Here is a 21,960-nt window from a genome sequence, read left to right as displayed (position 1 = left end):
GAATGCCCCATGCAGGCTCCGGGGTCAAGCCTAAAGCGTGTTTACGGGGTCCGTTGAACGGAGTAGTCCGTTACTCGCCCTTGGCCTTCGCGATGATCTCCTCGGCGACGTTCCGGGGAACCTCGGCGTAGGAGTCGAACTGCATCGAGTAGCTTGCGCGACCCGACGTCTTGCTGCGGAGGTCTCCGACGTAGCCGAACATCTCCGACAGCGGCACGAGGCCCTTCACGAGGCGGGCACCCATCCGCTCCTCCATGGCCTGGATCTGGCCACGGCGGGAGTTGATGTCGCCGATGACGTCACCCATGTAGTCCTCGGGCGTGGTGACCTCGACGGCCATCATCGGCTCGAGGAGCACGGGCGAAGCCTTGCGCGCGGCCTCCTTGAAGGCCTGCGAACCGGCGATCTTGAAGGCGAGCTCGGAGGAGTCGACCTCGTGGTAGCCACCGTCGAGGAGCGTGATGCGCACGCCCGTCATCTCGTAGCCGGCCAGGATGCCGAACTGCATGGCCTCCTGCGCACCGGCGTCCACCGAAGGGATGTACTCCTTCGGGATGCGGCCACCGGTCACCTTGTTCACGAACTCGTACGACGCGTCGCCGCCCTCGATCGGCTCGATCGCGATCTGCACCTTGGCGAACTGACCGGTACCACCGGTCTGCTTCTTGTGGGTGTAGTCCACGCGCTCGACGGTCTTGCGGATCGTCTCACGGTACGCGACCTGCGGCTTGCCGACGTTGGCCTCGACCTTGAACTCACGGCGCATACGGTCGACCAGCACCTCGAGGTGCAGCTCGCCCATACCACCGATGATGGTCTGGCCCGTCTCCTCGTTCGTGTGGACCTGGAAGGACGGGTCCTCCTCGGCCAGCCGCTGGATCGCGACGCCGAGCTTCTCCTGGTCGCCCTTCGACTTGGGCTCGATGGCGACCTGGATGACCGGCGCCGGGAAGTCCATGGACTCCAGGATGACCGGCTGCTTGTCGTCGGACAGCGTCTCACCCGTGGTGGTCTGCTTCAGACCCATCACGGCGACGATGTCGCCGGCGCCCACCGCCTCGATCTCCTCACGCTTGTTGGCGTGCATGCGGTAGATCTTGCCGATGCGCTCCTTGCGGCCCTTGACGGAGTTCAGCACGGCGGTGCCGGACACCAGGCGGCCGGAGTACACCCGGACGAAGGTGAGCTTGCCCAGGTGCGGGTCGCTCATGATCTTGAACGCGAGCGCGGAGAGCGGCTCGTCCTCGGACGGCTTGCGCTTGACGACGACCTCGGGGTCCTTGACGTCGTGACCCTCGATGGCCTCGACGTCGAGCGGGGTCGGCAGGTAGCGCACGACCGCGTCGAGCAGGGGCTGGACGCCCTTGTTCTTGAACGCGGTGCCGCAGAACACCGGGGTGACCGTGGTGCCGCTGGACTTGCCGGAGGCGATGGTGACGCGGCGGATCGCGGCGTAGAGCTGCTCCTCGGTGGGCTCCTGGCCCTCCAGGAACAGCTCCATGATCTCGTCGTCGTTCTCCGCGACGGCCTCGACCAGCTTGCCGCGCCACTCGTCGGCGGCCTCGGTGTGCGTGGCCGGGATGTCGACGGTCTCGTACATCTCGCCCTTGGCCGCCTCGGCGGACCACACGAGCGCCTTCATGCGGACCAGGTCCACGACGCCCTTGAAGTCGGCCTCGGCACCGATCGGGAGCTGCATGACGAGCGGCTGGGCGCCCAGGCGGTCCGAGATCATCTCCACGCAGCGGTGGAACTCGGCGCCGGTGCGGTCCAGCTTGTTCACGAAGCAGATGCGGGGCACGCCGTAACGGTCGGCCTGACGCCACACCGTCTCGGACTGCGGCTCGACACCGGCGACACCGTCGAACACGGTCACGGCACCGTCGAGCACCCGCAGGGAACGCTCCACCTCTACGGTGAAGTCGACGTGCCCCGGGGTGTCGATGATGTTGATCGTGTAGTCGTTGTCCTCGAGCGGCCAGTGACAGGTGGTGGCGGCAGACGTGATCGTGATGCCACGCTCCTGCTCCTGCTCCATCCAGTCCATCGTGGCGGCGCCGTCGTGGACCTCACCGATCTTGTACGAAACGCCGGTGTAGAACAGGATCCGCTCGGTGGTGGTCGTCTTGCCCGCGTCGATGTGGGCCATGATCCCGATGTTGCGGACCTTGGCCAGGTCAAGTGAAGTGGTAGCCATAAGGCTTCGGTCTTCTCTCGGTCTCGATGTGGGGAGCGACTACCAGCGGTAGTGCGCGAAGGCCTTGTTGGACTCGGCCATCTTGTGCGTGTCCTCGCGCTTCTTCACAGCGGCACCGAGGCCGTTGGAGGCGTCGAGGAGCTCGTTGAGCAGACGCTCGGTCATGGTCTTCTCGCGACGGGCGCGGGAGTAACCGACGAGCCAGCGCAGCGCGAGGGTGTTGGCGCGGCCGGGCTTGACCTCGATCGGCACCTGGTACGTCGCACCACCGACACGGCGGGACTTGACCTCGAGGGTCGGCTTGATGTTCTCGAGCGCGCGCTTGAGCGTGATGACCGGGTCGTTGCTGGTCTTCTCGCGCAGTCCCTCCATGGCGCCGTAGACAATGCGCTCGGCGGTGGAGCGCTTGCCGTTCATCAGCACCTTGTTGATGAGGGAGGTCACCAGAGGGGAACCGTAGACCGGGTCGATGATGACCGGGCGCTTCGGGGCGGGGCCCTTACGAGGCATTTCTACTTCTCCTTCTTGGCGCCGTAGCGGCTGCGGGCCTGCTTGCGGTTCTTGACACCCTGGGTGTCGAGCGAACCGCGGATGATCTTGTAGCGAACACCGGGCAGGTCCTTCACACGGCCGCCGCGCACGAGCACGATGGAGTGCTCCTGCAGGTTGTGCCCCTCACCCGGAATGTAAGCGGTGACCTCGATCCCGCTGGTCAGACGCACACGCGCGACCTTACGCAGGGCCGAGTTCGGCTTCTTCGGGGTGGTCGTGAACACACGCGTGCAGACGCCACGGCGCTGAGGGGAACCCTCGAGTGCGGGCGTCTTGTTCTTCTCGACCTTGTCCTGCCGGCCCTTCCGGACCAGCTGCTGGATCGTAGGCACTACTTCTCCGGTTTCTGTGTGCCGAATGGTGAAGCTAACCTGGAACTTCGCCGACCCACGCGGTCGGGTGTGTCGAAGCCGCGGACTCCGGCCGCGAGGCGGAAGGAGGCGCGATTTGCGGTGGCCACACACGGCCCCGGTGCGGTTGTAGGCACGCACGAGGGCCAGGGCACACCCCAGGCACAAGGTCTGAGCGTACCTACCGCATTCGCTGCGGTCAAAACAAATGGGCGAGTCAGGCCCCGGGGCCCGAGTCAGGCCCGGGGCAGCGGGACGCGCGGCTCGTCGGGGGCGGGGTCGGAGGCAGGGGCGGGAGCAGCGGCGGGAGCAGGGGCGGGGGCGGTGCCGGGCTCGGCCGTCGCCGTGTCGTGGCGGACGAAGTACGTCGGCCGGTTCTGCACCGCCGTGTATATGCGCCCGACATACTCACCGAGCAGGCCGACGCAGATGAGCTGCACCGCACCGATGAAGACCAGGCCGGTGAAGAGCGAGGTCCAGCCGGGGACCGTGCGGCCCAGCGCGAAAGCGGTCAGCGTGTAGACCAGCAGCCCCAGGCAGACCACGAAGGCACCGGCGCCCAGCCAGGTCGCGATGCGCAGCGGGGCCGCGGAGAACCCGGTGACGCTGTCGACCGCGAGGCGGATCATCCGGCCCAGCGGATACTTCGTACGGCCCGCCGTGCGCGGAGCGCGCTCGTACGTCACCTGCCCGCTCGGGAAGCCCAGCCACGGCACCAGCAGGCGGTAGACCCGCTGCTGGTCCGGCAGGGCCTTCAGGGCGTCCACGGCGGCCCGGCTGAGCAGACGGAAGTCGCCCGCCTGCGCGGGGACCGTGGGGCCCGCCAGGCGTCGCATGAGGCGGTAGTAGACGCCCGCCGACCACCGCTTGAACCCGGAGTCGCTGCTGCGGTCGGCGCGCACGCCGTAGACGATGTCCAGCCCCTGCGCGCGAGCCAGCGCCAGCATGTCGGGGATCTTCTCCGGCGGATCCTGCAGATCGGCGTCCAGGCTCACCACGTACGCGCCGCGCGCCCGGTCGAGCCCCGCGGTCAGGGCCGCCTGGTGGCCGGAATTGCGCCGCAGCGCGACCACGCGCAGTTCCGGCCAGCCCAGCCGGAAGGCGGCGAGCAGCTCCGGCGTGCGGTCGCCGCTGCCGTCGTCCACGGCGACGACCTCGTGAGGGACGCCCAGCCCCGTCAGGACCGGACGCAGCCTGCTGACCAGCGCGGGCAGGACCTCTTCCTCGTTGAACATCGGAATGACGACCGACAGTACGACCGGTTCAACGATCCGTTCAACGATCTGCTCAACGACCGGTTCTCGCCGCTCCGCGTTCCGTCCCTTTTCCTGTTCCTCTTCCTCGGGCACCGCGCCTCCCCTCCCCTCCCCGTGATCTTGAGTACAGATGTGCGACTCTTGTGCGATCTTATGGCAGCAATTGACGGTTGAGGGTGGCCCGAGGGGGATGACAGCCATGGACACGGCTGCCGACGACGCGATGACCGACGGGCCGGCCGACGCGGCGCAACGGGGGCCCGGCGACCACCGGGAGCGCTCCTGGCGGACCTGGCCCCCGGCCCTGCCGGCCGGCGCCCGGCCCTACCTGGCCCCGCTGCTCCTCTACGGCGTCACCAAGCTCGTCGGCCTCGGCGTCTTCGCCTCCCTGCTGACGTACGCCGGGGACTTCCGGGAGAAGAACCCGCGCTTCGGCGGCGGCGCCCACTGGTGGGACGTCCTGGCCACCTGGGACGGCTGGTGGTACCTCCAGGTCGCCGAACACGGCTACAGCCCCTCCCTGGTCCACCTCGACACGGACGGCCTGTTCACGGTCGAGCAGAACTCGGTCGCGTTCTTCCCGCTCTACCCGGCCCTGATCCGCATGGTCTCGGAATCCACCGGCCTCGGCCTGTACGGCTCCGGCATCCTGGTCTCCGTCCTGTCGTCGTTCGTCGCCGCGGCCGGGATCTACGCCGTGATCTCGCTGATCGCGGGCGCGCGGGCGGGCACCATCGCCGCCGGGCTGTGGGCGGTGGCCCCCGGCGCGGGCGTCGAGTGGGCGGTGTACTCCGAGTCCCTGTTCGTCGCCATCGCCGCCTGGGCCTGCTACGCCGTGATGACCCGGCGCTGGCTGGCGGCCGGCCTGCTCGCCTTCACCGCCGGCCTGAACCGCCCCACCTCCGCCGTGCTCATAGGCGCCGTGGGCCTCGCAGCCCTGGTGACCCTCGCCCGCCCCGGGTCCCGGCGCGAGCACGGCGTACGGGGCCCGGTGTACGCGATGCTCGTCGCACCCCTCGGCCTGCTCTCCTACATCGCCTGGATCGGCTACAGCACGGGCGAGGCCACGGCGTACTTCACGCTCCAGCGCGAGGGCTGGGCGCACTTCTTCGACTACGGCGCCTACACCTGGGACGTGCTGCGCAACCTCGCGGTGGGCCACGGCGACTACCACTTCGCCTTCTCCACCCCGGACCTGCTCTCCCTCCAGCTCGTGCTGGCGCTGCCCTTCCTCATCGCCCTGATGCTGCGCAAGAAGCCCCCGCTGGTGCTCGTCGCGTACACCGTGGCGACGATCGTCACGGTCCTGGGCACCCAGCAGATGTTCGGCAACACCATGCGCTATCTGCTGCCCGCCTTCCCCCTGCTCCTGGCCCCGGCCGCGGCCCTGAGCCGCCTGAAGCCGCCGAGCCTGGTGGTCTTCTTCACCACGGCCGCGATCGCCTCCGGCTGGTACGCGCACTACGTCATCTTCGAACTGGGCGTGCCGTAGGCCCGCCCCCACTCGCACGGCAACGCCGAAGGGCGGCCACCCCTTCCGGGGTGACCGCCCTTCGGTCGTAGCGGCCTTCTCAGGCGACTCGCCTACTGGCCTACCGGCCTACTGGTTGTACGGACCGTAGTCGTAGTCCTCCAGCGGAACGGCCTGGCCGGAGCCCGTGCCGAACGGCGAGTAGTCGATGTCGTCGTAGCCGACGGCCGAGTACATCGCGGCCTTGGCCTCCTCGGTCGGCTCGACCCGGATGTTGCGGTAGCGGGACAGGCCCGTACCGGCCGGGATGAGCTTGCCGATGATGACGTTCTCCTTGAGGCCGATGAGGCTGTCGGACTTGGCGTTGATCGCCGCGTCCGTCAGGACTCGGGTCGTCTCCTGGAAGGAGGCGGCCGACAGCCAGGATTCCGTCGCCAGCGAGGCCTTGGTGATACCCATGAGCTGCGGACGACCGGAGGCCGGGTGACCGCCCTCCTGGACCACACGACGGTTCTCGGTCTCGAACTTCGTGCGCTCGACCAGCTCGCCGGGCAGCAGCTCGGCGTCGCCGGACTCGATGATCGTCACGCGGCGCAGCATCTGCCGGATGATGATCTCGATGTGCTTGTCGTGGATCGACACGCCCTGCGAGTTGTAGACCTTCTGGACCTCGCCGACCAGGTGGACCTGGACGGCACGCTGACCCAGGATGCGCAGCACGTCGTGCGGGTTGGTGGCACCCACGGTGAGCTTCTGGCCCACCTCGACGTGATCGCCCTCGCCGACCAGGAGACGGGCACGCTTCGAGATCGGGAACGGCGTCTCGTCGCTGCCGTCGTCCGGGGTGACGACGAGCTTCTTGGTCTTCTCGGTCTCCTCGATCCGGACGCGGCCGGAGGCCTCGGAGATCGGGGCGACACCCTTCGGGGTACGGGCCTCGAAGAGCTCGACGACACGCGGCAGACCCTGGGTGATGTCGTCACCGGCCACACCACCGGTGTGGAAGGTACGCATCGTGAGCTGGGTGCCGGGCTCACCGATGGACTGGGCGGCGATGATGCCGACCGCCTCACCGATGTCGACCAGCTTGCCGGTGGCCAGCGAACGGCCGTAGCACATGGCGCAGGTGCCGACCTGGGACTCGCAGGTCAGGATCGAACGGGTCTTGACCGCCTCGACGCCGTGGGCGACCAGGGCGTCGATCAGCACGTCACCGAGGTCGACGTTGGCCGGCGCGATCACCTTGCCGTCGATGACGACGTCCTCGGCGAGCATGCGGGCGTACACGCTGGTCTCGACGTCCTCGGCCTTGCGCAGCGTGCCGTCGGCGTCGCGCGTGGCGATCGGCAGCTTGAGACCGCGCTCGGTGCCGCAGTCCTCCTCGCGAATGATGACGTCCTGGGAGACGTCGACCAGACGACGCGTGAGGTAACCCGAGTCGGCGGTCCGCAGCGCGGTGTCCGCCAGACCCTTACGGGCACCGTGCGTGGAGATGAAGTACTCCAGCACGGACAGGCCCTCACGGAAGGACGCCTTGATGGGACGGGGAATCGTCTCGTTCTTGGCGTTCGACACCAGACCACGCATACCCGCGATCTGACGCATCTGCATCATGTTTCCGCGAGCACCCGAGTTCACCATCATGGAGACCGGGTTGGTCTTCGGGAAGTTCGCGTTCATCGCCTCGGCGACCTCGTTGGTCGCCTTGGTCCAGATCGCGATGAGCTCCTGCGTGCGCTCTTCCTTGGTGATCAGACCGCGCTCGTACTGCTTCTGGACCTTCTCGTCCTGCGCCTCGTAGCCCTTGACGATCTCCTTCTTCGCATCGGGAACGACGATGTCGGAGATGGCGACGGTGACGCCGGAACGGGTGGCCCAGAAGAAACCGGCCGCCTTCAGGTTGTCGAGCGTCGCCGCCACGATGACCTTCGGGTAGCGCTCGGCGAGGTCGTTGACGATCTCGGAGAGCTGCTTCTTGCCGACCTCGTAGTCGACGAACGGGTAGTCCTCGGGCAGCAGCTCGTTGAAGAGCGCGCGGCCCAGCGTGGTCTTCAGGGTGAAGGTGTCACCCTGCTGCCACTCCGGCTCGCCCTCCTCGCGGGCCGGCGGCTCGAAGCCGCGGGGCGGGATGGTGCCCACCGGGAAGCGGATGTCGATCTTCGACTGGAGCGACAGGTCGCCCGCGTCGAACGCCATGATCGCCTCGGCGGCGGAACCGAAGGCACGGCCCTCACCCTTGGGGCCACGCCCCTCGGAGTCGGTGGTGAGGAAGAACAGACCGAGGACCATGTCCTGGGTCGGCATCGTCACCGGACGGCCGTCGGCCGGCTTGAGGATGTTGTTCGAGGACAGCATCAGGATGCGGGCCTCGGCCTGCGCCTCCGCGGACAGCGGCAGGTGCACGGCCATCTGGTCGCCGTCGAAGTCCGCGTTGAACGCGGTGCAGACGAGCGGGTGGATCTGGATGGCCTTGCCCTCGACGAGCTGCGGCTCGAAGGCCTGGATGCCGAGGCGGTGCAGGGTGGGCGCGCGGTTCAGCAGAACCGGGTGCTCCGCGATGACCTCTTCGAGCACGTCGTACACGACCGTACGACCGCGCTCGACCATGCGCTTGGCGCTCTTGATGTTCTGCGCGTGGTTCAGGTCGACCAGGCGCTTCATCACGAACGGCTTGAAGAGCTCCAGCGCCATGGCCTTGGGCAGACCGCACTGGTGCAGCTTGAGCTGCGGGCCGACGACGATGACGGAACGCGCCGAGTAGTCGACTCGCTTGCCGAGCAGGTTCTGACGGAAGCGGCCCTGCTTGCCCTTGAGCATGTCGGACAGCGACTTCAGCGGACGGTTGCCGGGGCCCGTGACCGGGCGGCCGCGGCGGCCGTTGTCGAAGAGCGCGTCGACGGCCTCCTGGAGCATGCGCTTCTCGTTGTTCACGATGATCTCGGGCGCGCCGAGGTCGAGAAGCCGCTTCAGGCGGTTGTTGCGGTTGATGACGCGGCGGTACAGGTCGTTCAGGTCGGAGGTCGCGAAGCGGCCACCGTCAAGCTGCACCATCGGACGCAGGTCCGGCGGGATGACCGGCACGCAGTCCAGGACCATGCCCTTGGGGCTGTTGCTGGTCTGCAGGAACGCGGAGACGACCTTGAGGCGCTTGAGCGCACGGGTCTTCTTCTGGCCCTTGCCGGTACGGATGATCTCGCGGAGGCGCTCGGCCTCCTCGTTGAGGTCGAAGGACTCCAGGCGCTTCTGCAGCGCGGCGGCGCCCATCGAGCCGTCGAAGTAGGTGCCGAAGCGGTCGCGCAGCTCGCGGTAGAGCAGCTCGTCGCCCTCGAGGTCCTGGACCTTGAGGCTCTTGAACCGGCTCCACACCTCGTCGAGGCGGTCGATCTCGCGCTGCGCACGGTCACGGAGCTGCTTCATCTCGCGCTCGGCGCCCTCGCGCACCTTGCGGCGCACGTCGGCCTTGGCGCCCTCGGCCTCGAGCTCGGCCAGGTCGGTCTCGAGCTTCTTGGCGCGGGCCTCGAGGTCGGAGTCGCGGCGCTGCTCGACCTGCTGGCGCTCGACGGAGACGTGGGCCTCCAGCGAGGGCAGGTCGCGGGTGCGGCGCTCCTCGTCCACGAACGTGATCATGTACGCCGCGAAGTAGATGACCTTCTCGAGGTCCTTCGGGGCGAGGTCGAGCAGGTAGCCGAGGCGCGACGGGACGCCCTTGAAGTACCAGATGTGGGTGACGGGAGCGGCCAGCTCGATGTGGCCCATCCGCTCACGGCGCACCTTGGCGCGAGTGACCTCGACGCCGCAGCGCTCGCAGATGATGCCCTTGAAGCGGACCCGCTTGTACTTGCCGCAGTAGCACTCCCAGTCCCGGGTCGGACCGAAGATCTTCTCGCAGAAGAGTCCGTCCTTCTCGGGCTTGAGCGTGCGGTAGTTGATCGTCTCGGGCTTCTTGACCTCGCCGTGGCTCCACTGACGGATGTCGTCAGCGGTGGCCAGACCGATCCGGAGCTCGTCGAAGAAGTTGACGTCGAGCACTATGCGTCAATCCCTCTCAGGGTTGTAAGTCTGTGGTCTGAAACGGGGGTCGCGGGATCGGCGGGGCCTGTGGGTGACAGGCCCCGCCTGACTCCCGTCAGACCTCTTCGACGCTGCTCGGCTCGCGCCGGGACAGGTCGATGCCGAGCTCCTCCGCCGCGCGGAAGACGTCCTCGTCGGTGTCACGCATCTCGATGGACATGCCGTCCGAGGACAGCACCTCCACGTTGAGGCACAGGGACTGCATCTCCTTGATGAGCACCTTGAAGGACTCGGGGATGCCGGGCTCAGGGATGTTCTCGCCCTTGACGATGGCCTCGTAGACCTTCACGCGGCCGGTCACGTCGTCGGACTTGATGGTCAGCAGCTCCTGGAGGGCGTACGCGGCGCCGTAAGCCTCCAGCGCCCACACCTCCATCTCACCGAAGCGCTGGCCACCGAACTGGGCCTTACCACCCAGCGGCTGCTGGGTGATCATCGAGTACGGGCCGGTCGACCGGGCGTGCAGCTTGTCGTCGACCAGGTGGTGCAGCTTGAGGATGTACATGAAGCCGACCGAGATCGGCTCCGGGAACGGCTCACCGCTGCGGCCGTCGAACAGCCGCGCCTTGCCGGACGGGAGCACCATGCGCTCGCCGTCGCGGTTCGGGATGGTGTGCTGGAGCAGGCCGGCCAGCTCGTCCTCGCGCGCACCGTCGAAGACGGGGGTGGCGACGTTGGTGCCGGGCTCGACCTTGTCGGCGCCGATGACCTGGAGCCGCTCGGCCCACTCCTCCGCGAGGCCGGAGACGTCCCAGCCGCGGCTGGCGAGCCAGCCGAGGTGGATCTCCAGGACCTGTCCCGGGTTCATTCGGGACGGGACACCCAGCGGGTTCAGGATGATGTCGACGGGCGTGCCGTCCTCGAGGAACGGCATGTCCTCGATCGGGTTGATCTTGGAGATGACGCCCTTGTTGCCGTGGCGGCCGGCGAGCTTGTCACCGTCGGTGATCTTGCGCTTCTGCGCCACGTACACGCGCACGAGCTGGTTCACACCGGGGGGAAGCTCGTCGCCCTCCTCGCGGTCGAAGACGCGGACGCCGATGACCTTGCCGATCTCGCCGTGCGGGACCTTGAGGGAGGTGTCGCGCACCTCGCGCGCCTTCTCGCCGAAGATCGCGCGGAGCAGGCGCTCCTCGGGGGTCAGCTCGGTCTCGCCCTTGGGCGTGACCTTGCCGACGAGGATGTCGCCGGCGACGACCTCGGCACCGATGCGGATGATGCCGCGCTCGTCGAGGTCGGCGAGGACCTCCTCGGAGACGTTCGGGATGTCCCGGGTGATCTCCTCGGGGCCGAGCTTGGTGTCACGGGCGTCGACCTCGTGCTCCTCGATGTGGATCGAGGAGAGGACGTCGTCCTGCACGAGGCGCTGCGACAGGATGATCGCGTCCTCGTAGTTGTGACCCTCCCACGGCATGAACGCGACCAGCAGGTTCTTGCCGAGCGCCATCTCGCCGTTCTCGGTGGCCGGACCGTCGGCCAGGACCTGGCCCTCGATGATCCGGTCGCCCTCGGCGACGACGACCTTCTGGTTGACCGAGGTGCCCTGGTTGGACCGGGAGAACTTGGCCAGGCGGTACGTGATGTACGTGCCGTCGTCGTTGGTGGTGGTGATGTAGTCCGCGGAGACCTCCTGGACCACACCCGCCTTCTCGGACTTGACCACGTCACCGGCGTCGGCGGCGGAGCGGTACTCCATGCCGGTGCCGACGAGCGGGGCCTCGCTCTTGATGAGCGGCACGGCCTGACGCATCATGTTCGCGCCCATGAGCGCGCGGTTGGCGTCGTCGTGCTCGAGGAACGGGATCATCGCGGTCGCGACCGACACCATCTGGCGCGGCGAGACGTCCATGTAGTCGACGTCGTCACCGGGGACGTAGTCGACCTCGCCGCCACGGCGGCGGACCAGGACGCGGGCCTCGGAGAACCGCATGTCCTCGCCCAGCGCGGCGTTGGCCTGCGCGATGACGAAGCGGTCCTCCTCGTCGGCGGTCAGGTAGTCCACGTCGTCCGTGACCTGGCCGTCGACGACCTTGCGGTACGGCGTCTCGATGAAGCCGAACGGGTTGATCCGGCCGTACGAGGCGAGCGAGCCGATCAGACCGATGTTCGGTCCTTCCGGCGTCTCGATCGGGCACATGCGGCCGTAGTGCGACGGGTGGACGTCACGGACCTCGAAGCCGGCCCGCTCACGGGAGAGACCACCCGGGCCGAGCGCGTTGAGACGACGCTTGTGCGTCAGGCCCGACAGCGGGTTGTTCTGGTCCATGAACTGGGAGAGCTGGCTGGTGCCGAAGAACTCCTTGATGGAGGCGACGACCGGCCGGATGTTGATCAGGGTCTGCGGCGTGATCGCCTCGACGTCCTGGGTGGTCATGCGCTCACGCACGACGCGCTCCATACGGGCGAGACCCGTACGGACCTGGTTCTGGATCAGCTCGCCGACGTTACGGATGCGGCGGTTGCCGAAGTGGTCGATGTCGTCGGTCTCGACGACGATCTCCCGGCCCGACTCGCCCATCGTCTCGGTCTCACCGGCGTGCAGCTTCACCAGGTACTTGATGCTGGCGATGACGTCGTCGGTGGTGAGGACGCCGGCGTCCAGGGGCTCCTCGGCGCCGAGCTTCTTGTTCACCTTGTAGCGGCCGACCTTGGCGAGGTCGTAGCGCTTCGGGTTGAAGTAGAGGTTCTCGAGCAGCGTCTGCGCGGCCTCACGCGTGGGGGGCTCGCCCGGACGCAGCTTGCGGTAGATGTCGAGCAGCGCGTCGTCCTGGCCCTGGGTGTGGTCCTTCTCCAGGGTGGCGCGCATGGACTCGTACTCGCCGAACTCCTCGAGGATCCGCTCGGTCGTCCAACCGAGGGCCTTGAGCAGGACGGTCACGGACTGCTTGCGCTTGCGGTCGATGCGGACACCGACCATGTCGCGCTTGTCGATCTCCATCTCCAGCCAGGCACCCCGGGACGGGATGATCTTGGTGGAGAAGATGTCCTTGTCGGACGTCTTGTCGATGGAGGAGTCGAAGTAGACACCCGGCGAACGGACGAGCTGCGACACGACGACACGCTCGGTGCCGTTGATGACGAAGGTGCCCTTGTTGGTCATGAGCGGGAAGTCGCCCATGAAGACCGTCTGGGACTTGATCTCGCCGGTCTCGTTGTTGGTGAACTCGGCGGTGACGAAGAGCGGGGCCGCGTACGTGAAGTCGCGGTCCTTGCACTCGTCGATGCTGTTCTTCGGGGGCTCGAAACGGTGGTCGCGGAAGGTCAGCGACATCGACCCGGAGAAGTCCTCGATCGGCGAGATCTCCTCGAAGATCTCTTCCAGACCGGACTTGGTGGGGACGTCCCGACCGGACTCCAGAGCCGACTCGACGCGAGCCTTCCAGGCGTCGTTGCCGAGCAGCCAGTCAAAGCTCTCGGTTTGCAGCGCGAGAAGGTTCGGAACCTCGAGGGGCTCCTTGATCTTTGCAAAGGAGATGCGCAGCGGGGCGGTGCTGGCAGCGTTGTTCGTATTCGCGGTCGAGGCATTGCGCGAGGCGGCCAAGAGGGGGTCCTTCCGAGGGCTCGGACTCACTACGCGCGTACCGGTCCCTCTTCCGTGCACGGAGACAGGGGGTGCCTGATGTGGCTAAAGAGCCAGGTCAGGCATGCTCTGGTCGTCAGTGCTCGGGCGAGGGCGGACCCCTGGTGACGGGCAGGGGGCAGCTAACAGGCAGCGCAAAGGGTCAGTGTAGCCACTTGGCACACTGATGTCCAGTGCGGTTCTCTGCAACCGTGTTCGCTCCTCGTTGTTCTCACCACCTGTGCGGCAAGGCCTCGCCCTCAACGCACCCAGATACTGCCCTCTTCGCCGTCGATCCATGCCTCGGATTCGGATCCTTGTGACGACGCCCTGAGAATCGCGCGCTGCGTGCGGTTCGTCAAGGCCCCCCTTGCCCAAACCGGTTGCCGCCAGGGGGCTCTCAGGGCCCCGGCGACGGCACGACGAAGATCACCCTACTCTTCACCGTCACGCGTGCAAGGCAGCCGCAGCCGGACCCTGGATACGCCGAAGAGCGACCACCCGGATGGATGATCGCTCTTCGGGGCCCGGGCGTTACAGACCCTCTCGGAGTCCGTGGTGCCCGTGCGGTGTTACCCGTGGTACCCGCACGGGTTACCCGTGCGGTGTTACCCGTGCGGTGTTACTTGACCTCGACCGAGGCGCCGGCGCCCTTGAGAGACTCGGCGGCCTTCTCGGCGGCGTCCTTGGCGACCTTCTCGAGGACGGGCTTCGGGGCGCCGTCCACGAGGTCCTTGGCCTCCTTCAGACCCAGGGAGGTCAGCTCGCGCACGACCTTGATGACCTGGATCTTCTTGTCGCCGGCACCGGTGAGGACGACGTCGAACTCGTCCTGCTCGGCCTCGGCCTCGACCACGGCGGCGGGGCCGACCGGGGCGGCGGCGACCGCGGCGGCGGCGGTGACGTCGAACTTGTCCTCGAAGGCCTTCACGAACTCGGAGAGCTCAATGAGGGTCATCTCCTCGAACTGGGCGAGCAGGTCGTCCTGGCTGAGCTTCGCCATGATGGCGGTCCTTCCACTAATTCGGCAGGTGCCGGATGTACGGGGTGAGGCGGGCGTACGTCGGGCCCGCGTCGACCCTCACCTCATGCGGTTCATGCGGCGAGGATCGGAAAGCGAGCCGAATTACTCGGCACCGCCCTGCTCGTCCTGCTTGGCACGGAGCGCGTCCACGGTGCGGACGAGCTTCGAGGGAAGCGCCTGGAAGAGCTGAGCAGCCTGAGTCTGCTTGCCCTTGAAGGCACCCGCCAGCTTGGAGAGCAGAACCTCGCGGGACTCGAGGTCCGCAAGCTTCTTGATCTCGTCGGCGGTCATCGCCTTGCCGTCAAGGACACCGCCCTTGATGACGAGATTCGGGTTGTCCTTGGAGAAGTCGCGCAGACCCTTCGCCGACTCCACCGGGTCACCGGTGACGAAGGCGACGGCCGTCGGACCAGCGAAGAGCTGGTCGTCGAGCGTGATCCCGGCCTCGTCGGCCGCAATCTTGGTCAGCGTGTTCTTCACCACGGCGTACTGGGCGTTCTCACCGAGCGACCGGCGCAGCGTCTTGAGCTGCGCCACGGTGAGACCGCGGTACTCGGTCAGCACGGCGGCGTTGGAGCTGCGGAACTTGTCCGTCAGCTCGGCAACCGCGGCAGCCTTTTCGGGCGTTGCCATAGAGCCTCGGCCTCCTTCCGGGTGATTCGGACCGCGCGGACCCGAAGGAGGACTGGGCAAACGAAACGCCCCGGCGCAGGCGCACGGGGCGTGGCTCGACCGCTCGCCGCACGCACGAGGCGCGGACTGACGGGAGCTCATCCACAGTCACCTGCGCGGGTCGTCCGCAGTTCAGCGGATCCTTCGGCCACCATGTCCTCTCGCGAGCACACGGCAACGACCAGCGGTCTTTGGCTTCTGTGGAAGCGTACGTGAACGGGGCAGTGTCGAGCAAATCCGCCCCTGCGGCGACCCGACGGGCCGGGCGCGGCCGCCTCAGCCCTGCTGGGCCCCCTTCATCATCTCGGCCAGGTCGGCGGTGTCCTTGGCCGGCGGGGCGGTGACCTTCACGGGCTCGTTGACGCCGAGGAAGGTGATGGTCATGTCCATCGGGCCCTTGTCGGCTTCGCCGCGCATGCGGAACTGCTTGGTCTGGTCGTCGCCGTCGACCCACATGTCCATGGTGAGCTTGTCGAGCCCCATCTTCTCGTACTGCTCGATGCTCTTCTGGCGCTTGTCCCGGGTGGCCTTGTCCTCGTCGCCGAGGGACTTCTCCAGGTCGGCCAGGGTGACCGTGCCCTTGTAGTGGGTGGTCTTCACGCCCTCGACGGTCTCGGTGCCGACCTTCTCGACGTCCTTGGCCCCGGTGAGGAAGGTGGACTCGGCCGCCGGGTTCTGGTCGGCCTGGGAGGCGCCGGCCAACTGGTTCAGCTCGTCGCCGGCGCCCATCGCGGACAGGTCGAACTTGATCCAGCTCTTGCCGTCCATCTCCTTGGCTGCCTGGGGGCCGCCGCCGATGTACATGGCGTTGTCGACGAGCCGGATCTCCGCGGTGCCGCCGGCTCCCTGGTCGAGCGCCGTCATCTTCATGCTCATCGCGAGCTCGGGCTTGATCTGCATCTGGGCCTCGGCCTTGACCCGCCCCTCCTCGGGGACCTCGCCGGTCATGCGGTAGCGGAGGGAGTCGATCTCCTCCGTGTTCTTCGCGGCCTTGGCGACGGCAGCGGCCGGGGTCATGTCCGGGGACCGGTCCGCCTTGTCGGTCTTGTCCTCGCCGGCACAGCCCACCGCCCCGGCGGCGAGCAGCAGGGCGACCAGTCCGGCGCCCACGGGCACGCGTACGGAAGTCTTCATGGAATTCCCCCCACGGGATTCAAGGAACCAAAGGAACAAAGGAGCACAGAAGCGCAGGAGCACGGGAGCACGGGAGCACAGGAGACACACCGCTGCTCCACAGCAGCTCTCCACAACAAAGGACGCGAGCATATCCGAATCGGTTCGAACGATCTTGTGATTTCTGTGCCAGGACCGTTCTTAACGGCCCTGTGCTGCCAGCAGTTCCTTGAAGTCCGCCGTGTCGGCGGCCGGAGGGCGCTTGGCGGAGACGGCCACGCCGTAGTCGCTGTAGTAGGCGGTCTGGGTCAGCTCCCCGGTCTCCGTCCGCCCTCGCTCGACCTTCTTGACCAGCAGGTCGCGGTCGTCCACCCAGATGTCGACCGTCTGGGCGGTGGCCCCGCCCACCTTGCCCGACCAGTGCGTGGTGCGCCGGCCGCGCGTCGTCTCCTCGCCGACCTCGCGTACGGTGCCGGAGGCCAGCAGCCGCTTCACCGCCTGGTGGGGCGTGGTGCTGCGCATCTGGTCCGCGAACCCGGCACCCGCGCCGCCGCCGAGGTCCTCCAGGTCGGCGTACACGTACTTGATCCAGTGCCGGCCGCCCATCCGGTCGGCGAACTCGTCGCCCATCCTGGCGTAGTAGGCGTCGGGCAGATACCGGGCCTCCATCGCCTCGGTGCCCAGGCGGCGCATGGTCTCGGCGGTCGTGCCGCCGGTGTACGTGATGGTCAGGGTGCCGGTGAGACCGTCGCGCCAGCCGAGGGCGCCCGTGGCCTCCAGGGACAGCTCGCTGCCCATCACGGTGGTGGACTCCACCCGCGCCGAACCCGCCCGCCCGGTGGCCCGTTCCACCGCGCGCAGGGACTCGGCCGAGGGGCCGGTGAGGGCCGGGGGGTCCGAGGACGCGGGGCCGGAGGACGGCGGGGCGGAGCGCGGTGGGGCGGAGCGCGGTGGGGTGGCGGCGGGCGGCGCGGTGGACGCGGGCGGCGCGGTGGAGCCGGTGGAGTCCGTGGAGCCGGTGGATCCTCCGGAGGCGGTGCAGGCGGTGCCGCACGCCAGCGCGGCCGACACCGCGATCGAGACGACCGTACGGCGTGCCCTCGTGCCCGTCATCCGCCCACCCCTTGCGCCCCGTACGGCCCTTGCGCCCCATGCGCGAGTCCGCTCGCTGCCCGCACGCTAACCCAGGGCGCCGGGAAAAGGGACGGGCCCCGCACCTCGGAAGGTGCGGGGCCCGTGAACCGGTGGGGCGAGCTGCTCGCTCAGACCGCGGCCGGGTCCTCCTCGACGAGGAGGTTGCGGGTGCGGTTGGAGTCGAGCGGAATGCCGGGGCCCATCGTGGTGCTGATGGCGGCCTTCTTGATGTAGCGGCCCTTGGCGGCGGACGGCTTCAGACGGAGGATCTCCTCCAGCGCCGCGCCGTAGTTCTCCACCAGCTTGGCGTCGTCGAACGACGTCTTGCCGATGATGAAGTGCAGGTTCGAGTGCTTGTCGACGCGGAACTCGATCTTGCCGCCCTTGATCTCGGTGACGGCCTTGGTCACGTCCGGGGTCACGGTGCCGGTCTTGGGGTTCGGCATGAGACCACGGGGACCGAGCACGCGGCCGAGGCGGCCGACCTTGCCCATGAGGTCCGGGGTGGCGACGACGGCGTCGAAGTCCAGACGGCCCTTCGCCACCTCGTCGATCAGTTCGTCGGAGCCGACGATGTCGGCGCCCGCGGCGGTCGCGGCCTCGGCACGGTCACCGGTCGCGAAGACCAGGACCCGGGCGGTCTTACCGGTGCCGTGCGGGAGGTTCACGGTGCCACGGACCATCTGGTCGGCCTTGCGCGGGTCGACACCCAGGCGGAAGGCGATCTCGACGGTGCCGTCGAACTTGCTCGTGGAGGTCTCCTTGGCGAGACGCACGGCCTCGAGCGGGGCGTAGAGCTTGTCCCGGTCGATCTTGGCGTCCGCAGCGCGGAGAGACTTGCTGCGCTTGCTCACTACTGCTCCTGTTGGCTTCTGAGGAGTCGTGGTGCGGGCCGAGCCGGCCCTGCCACACTGTCCTGACCTTGCGGCTACCGCCGCGTGGCTGGCTTACGGGGGTGGAGGTCAGCCCTCGACCGTGACGCCCATGGAACGAGCGGTACCGGCGATGATCTTCTCCGCCTGGTCCAGGTCGTTGGCGTTGAGGTCGGGCATCTTGGTGGTGGCGATCTCACGGACCTGGTCACGCGTGATCTTCGCGACCTTGGTCTTGTGCGGCTCGCCGGAGCCCTTCTCCACGCCCGCGGCCTTGAGGATCATCTTCGCGGCCGGCGGGGTCTTGGTGATGAAGGTGAAGGAACGGTCCTCGTAGACCGTGATCTCCACCGGGATGACCCAGCCACGCTGCGACTCGGTCGCGGCGTTGTAGGCCTTGCAGAACTCCATGATGTTGACGCCGTGCTGGCCCAGCGCGGGGCCGACCGGCGGAGCCGGGTTCGCGGCACCGGCCTGGATCTGGAGCTTGATGAGCCCCGTGACCTTCTTCTTCTTGGGAGGCATTTCGGGTCCTCTCCCATTTCATTGTCGATTGTCGTGCGCACTAGGCGCTTTCACGTTCCACTGCCCGAAGGCAACCGCATAACCCTAACGGGTACTCCTGCGCGGCTAAAAACCGAGCAGGTCAGACAGGCCTTGGGAGCCTGTCTGACCTGGCCGGAAGTACAGATACCCGAAGGATCAGTTCTTCTGGATCTGGTCGAAGCTCAGCTCGACCGGGGTCTCGCGGCCGAAGATCTCGACGAGGCCCTTGACCTTCTTCGAGTCGGCGTTGATCTCGTTGATCGTGGCCTGCAGCGTCGCGAACGGGCCGTCGGTGACGGTGACCGAGTCGCCGACCTCGAAGTCCAGGACCTGGACCTCGACCTTGCGCTGCGGAGCCGGCTTGCCCTCGGCCTCGGCGGCCTCGCGGGCGGCCTTCTCCTCGGCCTCCGGGGCGAGCATCTTGACGATCTCGTCCAGCGTCAGCGGGTACGGGTCGTAGGCGTTGCCGACGAAGCCGGTGACGCCGGGGGTGTTGCGGACGACACCCCAGGACTCGTTCGTCAGGTCCATGCGCACCAGCACGTAGCCGGGGAGCTTGTTCTGACGGATCGTCTTGCGCTCGCCGTTCTTGATCTGCGCGACCTCTTCCTGCGGCACCTCGGCCTGGAAGATGAAGTCCTCGACGTTCAGCGAGACGGCACGCTGCTCGAGGTTGGTCTTCACGCGGTTCTCGTAACCGGCGTAGGTGTGGATGACGTACCACTCGCCGGGGAGGACGCGCAGCTCCTGGCGGAGCTTGTCGATCGGGTCGAGCTCGGGCTCGGGCTCCTCGGCCTCCGCTTCGGCCTGGACGGCCTCCACGTCGTCCGCGTCCGCGGTCTCGTCCACGTCCGCGGTCTCGGTCGGCTCCGCGGTCTCGTCCACGTCCGCTTCGGCCTCCGCGTCAGCTTCCGCTTCCGCGACGACGGTGTCGTCGGCAGCCTCGGCCTCGGCGGAGGCCTCGGTGTCCTCGTTGTCGGCGCCCTCGACGGTGCCGGGCTCGTCCTCGACGGACTCGACCGGCTCGATGGCGTCGTTCACGTTCGGGTCAGACACTGTGGCTGCTTCTTCCTGGATACATAGGGGTGGAACACGCGAAAGGGGCGCCGGGTACCTCGGCGCCCTTCGCTCTCGACTCAGCCGAAGACGTACTTGGCGGCGTGAGAGAAGCCATAGTCAATCAGAGTCACCAGGCCGATCATGATGACCACAAAGATGATCACCACGGTGGTGTACGTGGTTAGCTGGTTGCGGCTGGGCCAGACAACCTTGCGCAGCTCCGCGACGATCTGGCGGTAGAAGAGCGCGAGCCGCTTCAGCGGGCCCTTCTTGCCTCGCTTGCCGCCCTTGCGCGACTTCCTCTTGGAGTCCGGCGCCTCGTCCTGGGCATCAGGCATGTCGATGGAGCCCACGGCGTCCGTCACTCGTCCTCACCTGATTCCGGGTCGTGGCCGTGCCGCGCCCGGTTGGAGCCGCACGGCGGTGCATTGCTGTACGTACATGCGCACACATCCTGGCGAAGGCGTGTGTAGCAGGGCCGGAGGGACTTGAACCCCCAACCGCTGGTTTTGGAGACCAGTGCTCTACCAATTGAGCTACGACCCTTTGTGTGTCCCCCAACGTACCGCATCCGCCCGGACGCTTGGTGTGCGCCGGATGATCGCGGGCCAGTGAAGGCCAACGAGGTGAGAGTGTACGTGTTCAGGGGCCGGGCGTCGAACAGAAAGCACGTCCGGACTGATGTTCAGGGCCCCCACCCGGTCCTGCACCGGTCCGGTCCCGGCCCGGTGCCGGTCCGGTGCCGGTCCGGGGGCCAGTCCTGTTCAGTCCGTGAAACCCGTGTGCCGGGGAAGTTTCCGGTCTGGAACGATGGGGCCATGAGCCCTGCAACCCCTCCCACCGAGCACCGGGTCTCCGCCCGCATCGGCGCGATCTCCGAGTCCGCGACCCTCGCCGTGGACGCCAAGGCGAAGGCCCTCAAGGCCGCCGGGCGTCCAGTGATCGGCTTCGGCGCGGGTGAGCCCGACTTCCCGACGCCGGACTACATCGTCGAGGCCGCCGTCGAGGCGTGCAAGAACCCGAAGTACCACCGCTACACGCCGGCCGGCGGACTGCCCGAGCTGAAGGCCGCGATCGCCGCGAAGACGCTGCGCGACTCCGGGTACGAGGTCGACCCGTCGCAGATCCTGGTCACCAACGGCGGCAAGCAGGCCATCTACGAGGCGTTCGCCGCGATCCTCGACCCGGGCGACGAGGTCATCGTCCCGGCGCCGTACTGGACGACGTACCCCGAGTCGATCCGGCTGGCCGGCGGTGTGCCCGTCGAGGTCGTCGCCGACGAGACGACCGGCTACCGGGTGAGCGTGGAGCAGTTGGAGGCCGCGCGCACCAAGAAGACCAAGGTCGTCCTCTTCGTGTCGCCGTCGAACCCGACGGGGGCCGTGTACAGCGAGGCCGAGACCGAGGCGATCGGCACGTGGGCCGTCGAGCACGGTCTGTGGGTGCTGACCGACGAGATCTACGAGCACCTCGTCTACGGCGACGCCTTCTCCGTGTCCATGCCGGCGCTGCTGCCCGAGCTGCGCGACAAGTGCATCGTGGTCAACGGTGTGGCGAAGACGTACGCGATGACCGGCTGGCGGGTCGGGTGGGTCATCGGCCCGAAGGACGTCGTCAAGGCCGCGACGAACCTCCAGTCGCACGCGACGTCCAACGTGGCCAACGTGTCCCAGGCGGCCGCGCTCGCCGCGGTCTCCGGCGACCTGGACGCCGTGGCGAAGATGCGGGAGGCCTTCGACCGGCGCCGCCAGACCATCGTGCGGATGCTCAACGAGATCGACGGCGTGCTGTGCCCGGAGCCCAAGGGCGCGTTCTACGCCTACCCGTCGGTGAAGGCGCTGCTCGGCAAGGAGATCCGCGGCAGGCGTCCGCAGAACTCGGTCGAGCTGGCCGCGCTGATCCTGGAGGAGGCCGAGGTCGCGGTGGTACCGGGTGAGGCGTTCGGTACGCCCGGGTACCTGCGGCTGTCGTACGCGCTCGGGGACGAGGACCTCGTCGAGGGCGTGAGCCGGATCCAGAAGCTGCTGGCGGAGGCGCGGGACTGACCGCCCCCTCCTCCCCTTCGTTTCCCGGCAGGGGCCGCA

General features: G+C 67.7%; 16 protein-coding genes and 1 tRNA gene. 2 read left to right on the top strand and 15 right to left on the bottom strand.

Annotated elements, in window-relative coordinates; all coding sequences use genetic code 11:
* Positions 1-70: 70 nt before the first annotated feature.
* The 4 genes from fusA to KUM40_RS34685 form a co-directional block, all read right to left on the bottom strand.
* Positions 71-2,197, bottom strand: a complete 2,127-nt coding sequence (gene fusA / locus KUM40_RS34700) for an elongation factor G (protein WP_217170262.1) — start codon at positions 2,195-2,197, stop codon at positions 71-73.
* 39 nt (positions 2,198-2,236) lie between these two features.
* Positions 2,237-2,707: a 30S ribosomal protein S7 gene (gene rpsG / locus KUM40_RS34695; RefSeq protein WP_031045724.1), complete on the bottom strand. Its 471-nt coding sequence runs from the start codon at positions 2,705-2,707 to the stop codon at positions 2,237-2,239.
* A gap of 2 nt (positions 2,708-2,709) precedes the next feature.
* Positions 2,710-3,081 carry a 30S ribosomal protein S12 gene (gene rpsL, locus KUM40_RS34690; protein WP_003948652.1) on the bottom strand — a complete coding sequence of 124 codons (372 nt, stop codon included), beginning with the start codon at positions 3,079-3,081 and terminating at the stop codon, positions 2,710-2,712.
* A 254-nt stretch (positions 3,082-3,335) separates the two neighbouring features.
* Positions 3,336-4,382, bottom strand: coding sequence for a glycosyltransferase family 2 protein (locus KUM40_RS34685; protein ID WP_308401301.1), 1,047 nt, complete (start codon positions 4,380-4,382; stop codon positions 3,336-3,338).
* Positions 4,383-4,554: 172 nt separating this feature from the next.
* Here KUM40_RS34685 and KUM40_RS34680 point away from each other — a divergent pair, with 172 nt between their 5' ends.
* The gene (locus KUM40_RS34680) at positions 4,555-5,847 is read left to right on the top strand and encodes a glycosyltransferase family 39 protein (RefSeq protein ID WP_217170310.1); all 1,293 of its coding nucleotides are present in this window, start codon (positions 4,555-4,557) and stop codon (positions 5,845-5,847) included.
* 108 nt (positions 5,848-5,955) lie between these two features.
* On the opposite strand, the gene KUM40_RS34675 is transcribed toward KUM40_RS34680, so the two are convergent.
* The 11 genes from KUM40_RS34675 to KUM40_RS34625 form a co-directional block, all read right to left on the bottom strand.
* Positions 5,956-9,855: a DNA-directed RNA polymerase subunit beta' gene (locus KUM40_RS34675; RefSeq protein ID WP_217170261.1), complete on the bottom strand. Its 3,900-nt coding sequence runs from the start codon at positions 9,853-9,855 to the stop codon at positions 5,956-5,958.
* Positions 9,856-9,952: 97 nt separating this feature from the next.
* Complete coding sequence (gene rpoB / locus KUM40_RS34670) at positions 9,953-13,438, bottom strand: DNA-directed RNA polymerase subunit beta (RefSeq protein ID WP_217170260.1); 3,486 nt, start codon at positions 13,436-13,438, stop codon at positions 9,953-9,955.
* Between the two features lie 640 nt (positions 13,439-14,078).
* Positions 14,079-14,459, bottom strand: a complete 381-nt coding sequence (rplL, locus tag KUM40_RS34665) for a 50S ribosomal protein L7/L12 (protein ID WP_217170259.1) — start codon at positions 14,457-14,459, stop codon at positions 14,079-14,081.
* Positions 14,460-14,582: 123 nt separating this feature from the next.
* Positions 14,583-15,113, bottom strand: coding sequence for a 50S ribosomal protein L10 (gene rplJ, locus KUM40_RS34660; protein ID WP_217170258.1), 531 nt, complete (start codon positions 15,111-15,113; stop codon positions 14,583-14,585).
* 315 nt (positions 15,114-15,428) lie between these two features.
* Positions 15,429-16,286: a DUF1396 domain-containing protein gene (locus KUM40_RS34655; RefSeq protein ID WP_217170257.1), complete on the bottom strand. Its 858-nt coding sequence runs from the start codon at positions 16,284-16,286 to the stop codon at positions 15,429-15,431.
* A 180-nt stretch (positions 16,287-16,466) separates the two neighbouring features.
* Positions 16,467-17,378: a hypothetical protein gene (locus KUM40_RS34650; RefSeq protein ID WP_217170256.1), complete on the bottom strand. Its 912-nt coding sequence runs from the start codon at positions 17,376-17,378 to the stop codon at positions 16,467-16,469.
* A 149-nt stretch (positions 17,379-17,527) separates the two neighbouring features.
* Positions 17,528-18,253, bottom strand: a complete 726-nt coding sequence (rplA, locus tag KUM40_RS34645; RefSeq protein WP_217170255.1) for a 50S ribosomal protein L1 — start codon at positions 18,251-18,253, stop codon at positions 17,528-17,530.
* A gap of 108 nt (positions 18,254-18,361) precedes the next feature.
* Complete coding sequence (gene rplK / locus KUM40_RS34640) at positions 18,362-18,796, bottom strand: 50S ribosomal protein L11 (protein WP_003974315.1); 435 nt, start codon at positions 18,794-18,796, stop codon at positions 18,362-18,364.
* A 177-nt stretch (positions 18,797-18,973) separates the two neighbouring features.
* Positions 18,974-19,873, bottom strand: a complete 900-nt coding sequence (gene nusG / locus KUM40_RS34635) for a transcription termination/antitermination protein NusG (protein ID WP_217170254.1) — start codon at positions 19,871-19,873, stop codon at positions 18,974-18,976.
* An 80-nt stretch (positions 19,874-19,953) separates the two neighbouring features.
* Entirely contained in the window at positions 19,954-20,241 is a 288-nt protein-coding gene (gene secE / locus KUM40_RS34630) for a preprotein translocase subunit SecE (RefSeq protein ID WP_052839543.1), read from the bottom strand.
* Positions 20,242-20,349: 108 nt separating this feature from the next.
* Positions 20,350-20,422, bottom strand: a tRNA-Trp gene (locus tag KUM40_RS34625).
* Positions 20,423-20,694: 272 nt separating this feature from the next.
* Between KUM40_RS34625 and KUM40_RS34620 the strand changes: the two genes are divergently transcribed.
* A complete protein-coding gene (locus KUM40_RS34620) occupies positions 20,695-21,921 on the top strand; it encodes a pyridoxal phosphate-dependent aminotransferase (RefSeq protein ID WP_217170253.1) in 1,227 nt (408 codons plus the stop codon).
* Positions 21,922-21,960 lie beyond the last annotated feature (39 nt).

Source organism: Streptomyces sp. AC512_CC834 (genome assembly GCF_019049325.1).
In the GTDB taxonomy this organism is placed as follows: domain Bacteria; phylum Actinomycetota; class Actinomycetes; order Streptomycetales; family Streptomycetaceae; genus Streptomyces.
Note: the sequence above shows the minus strand (reverse complement) of the source record. Positions and strands in the feature narration are given on the sequence as shown.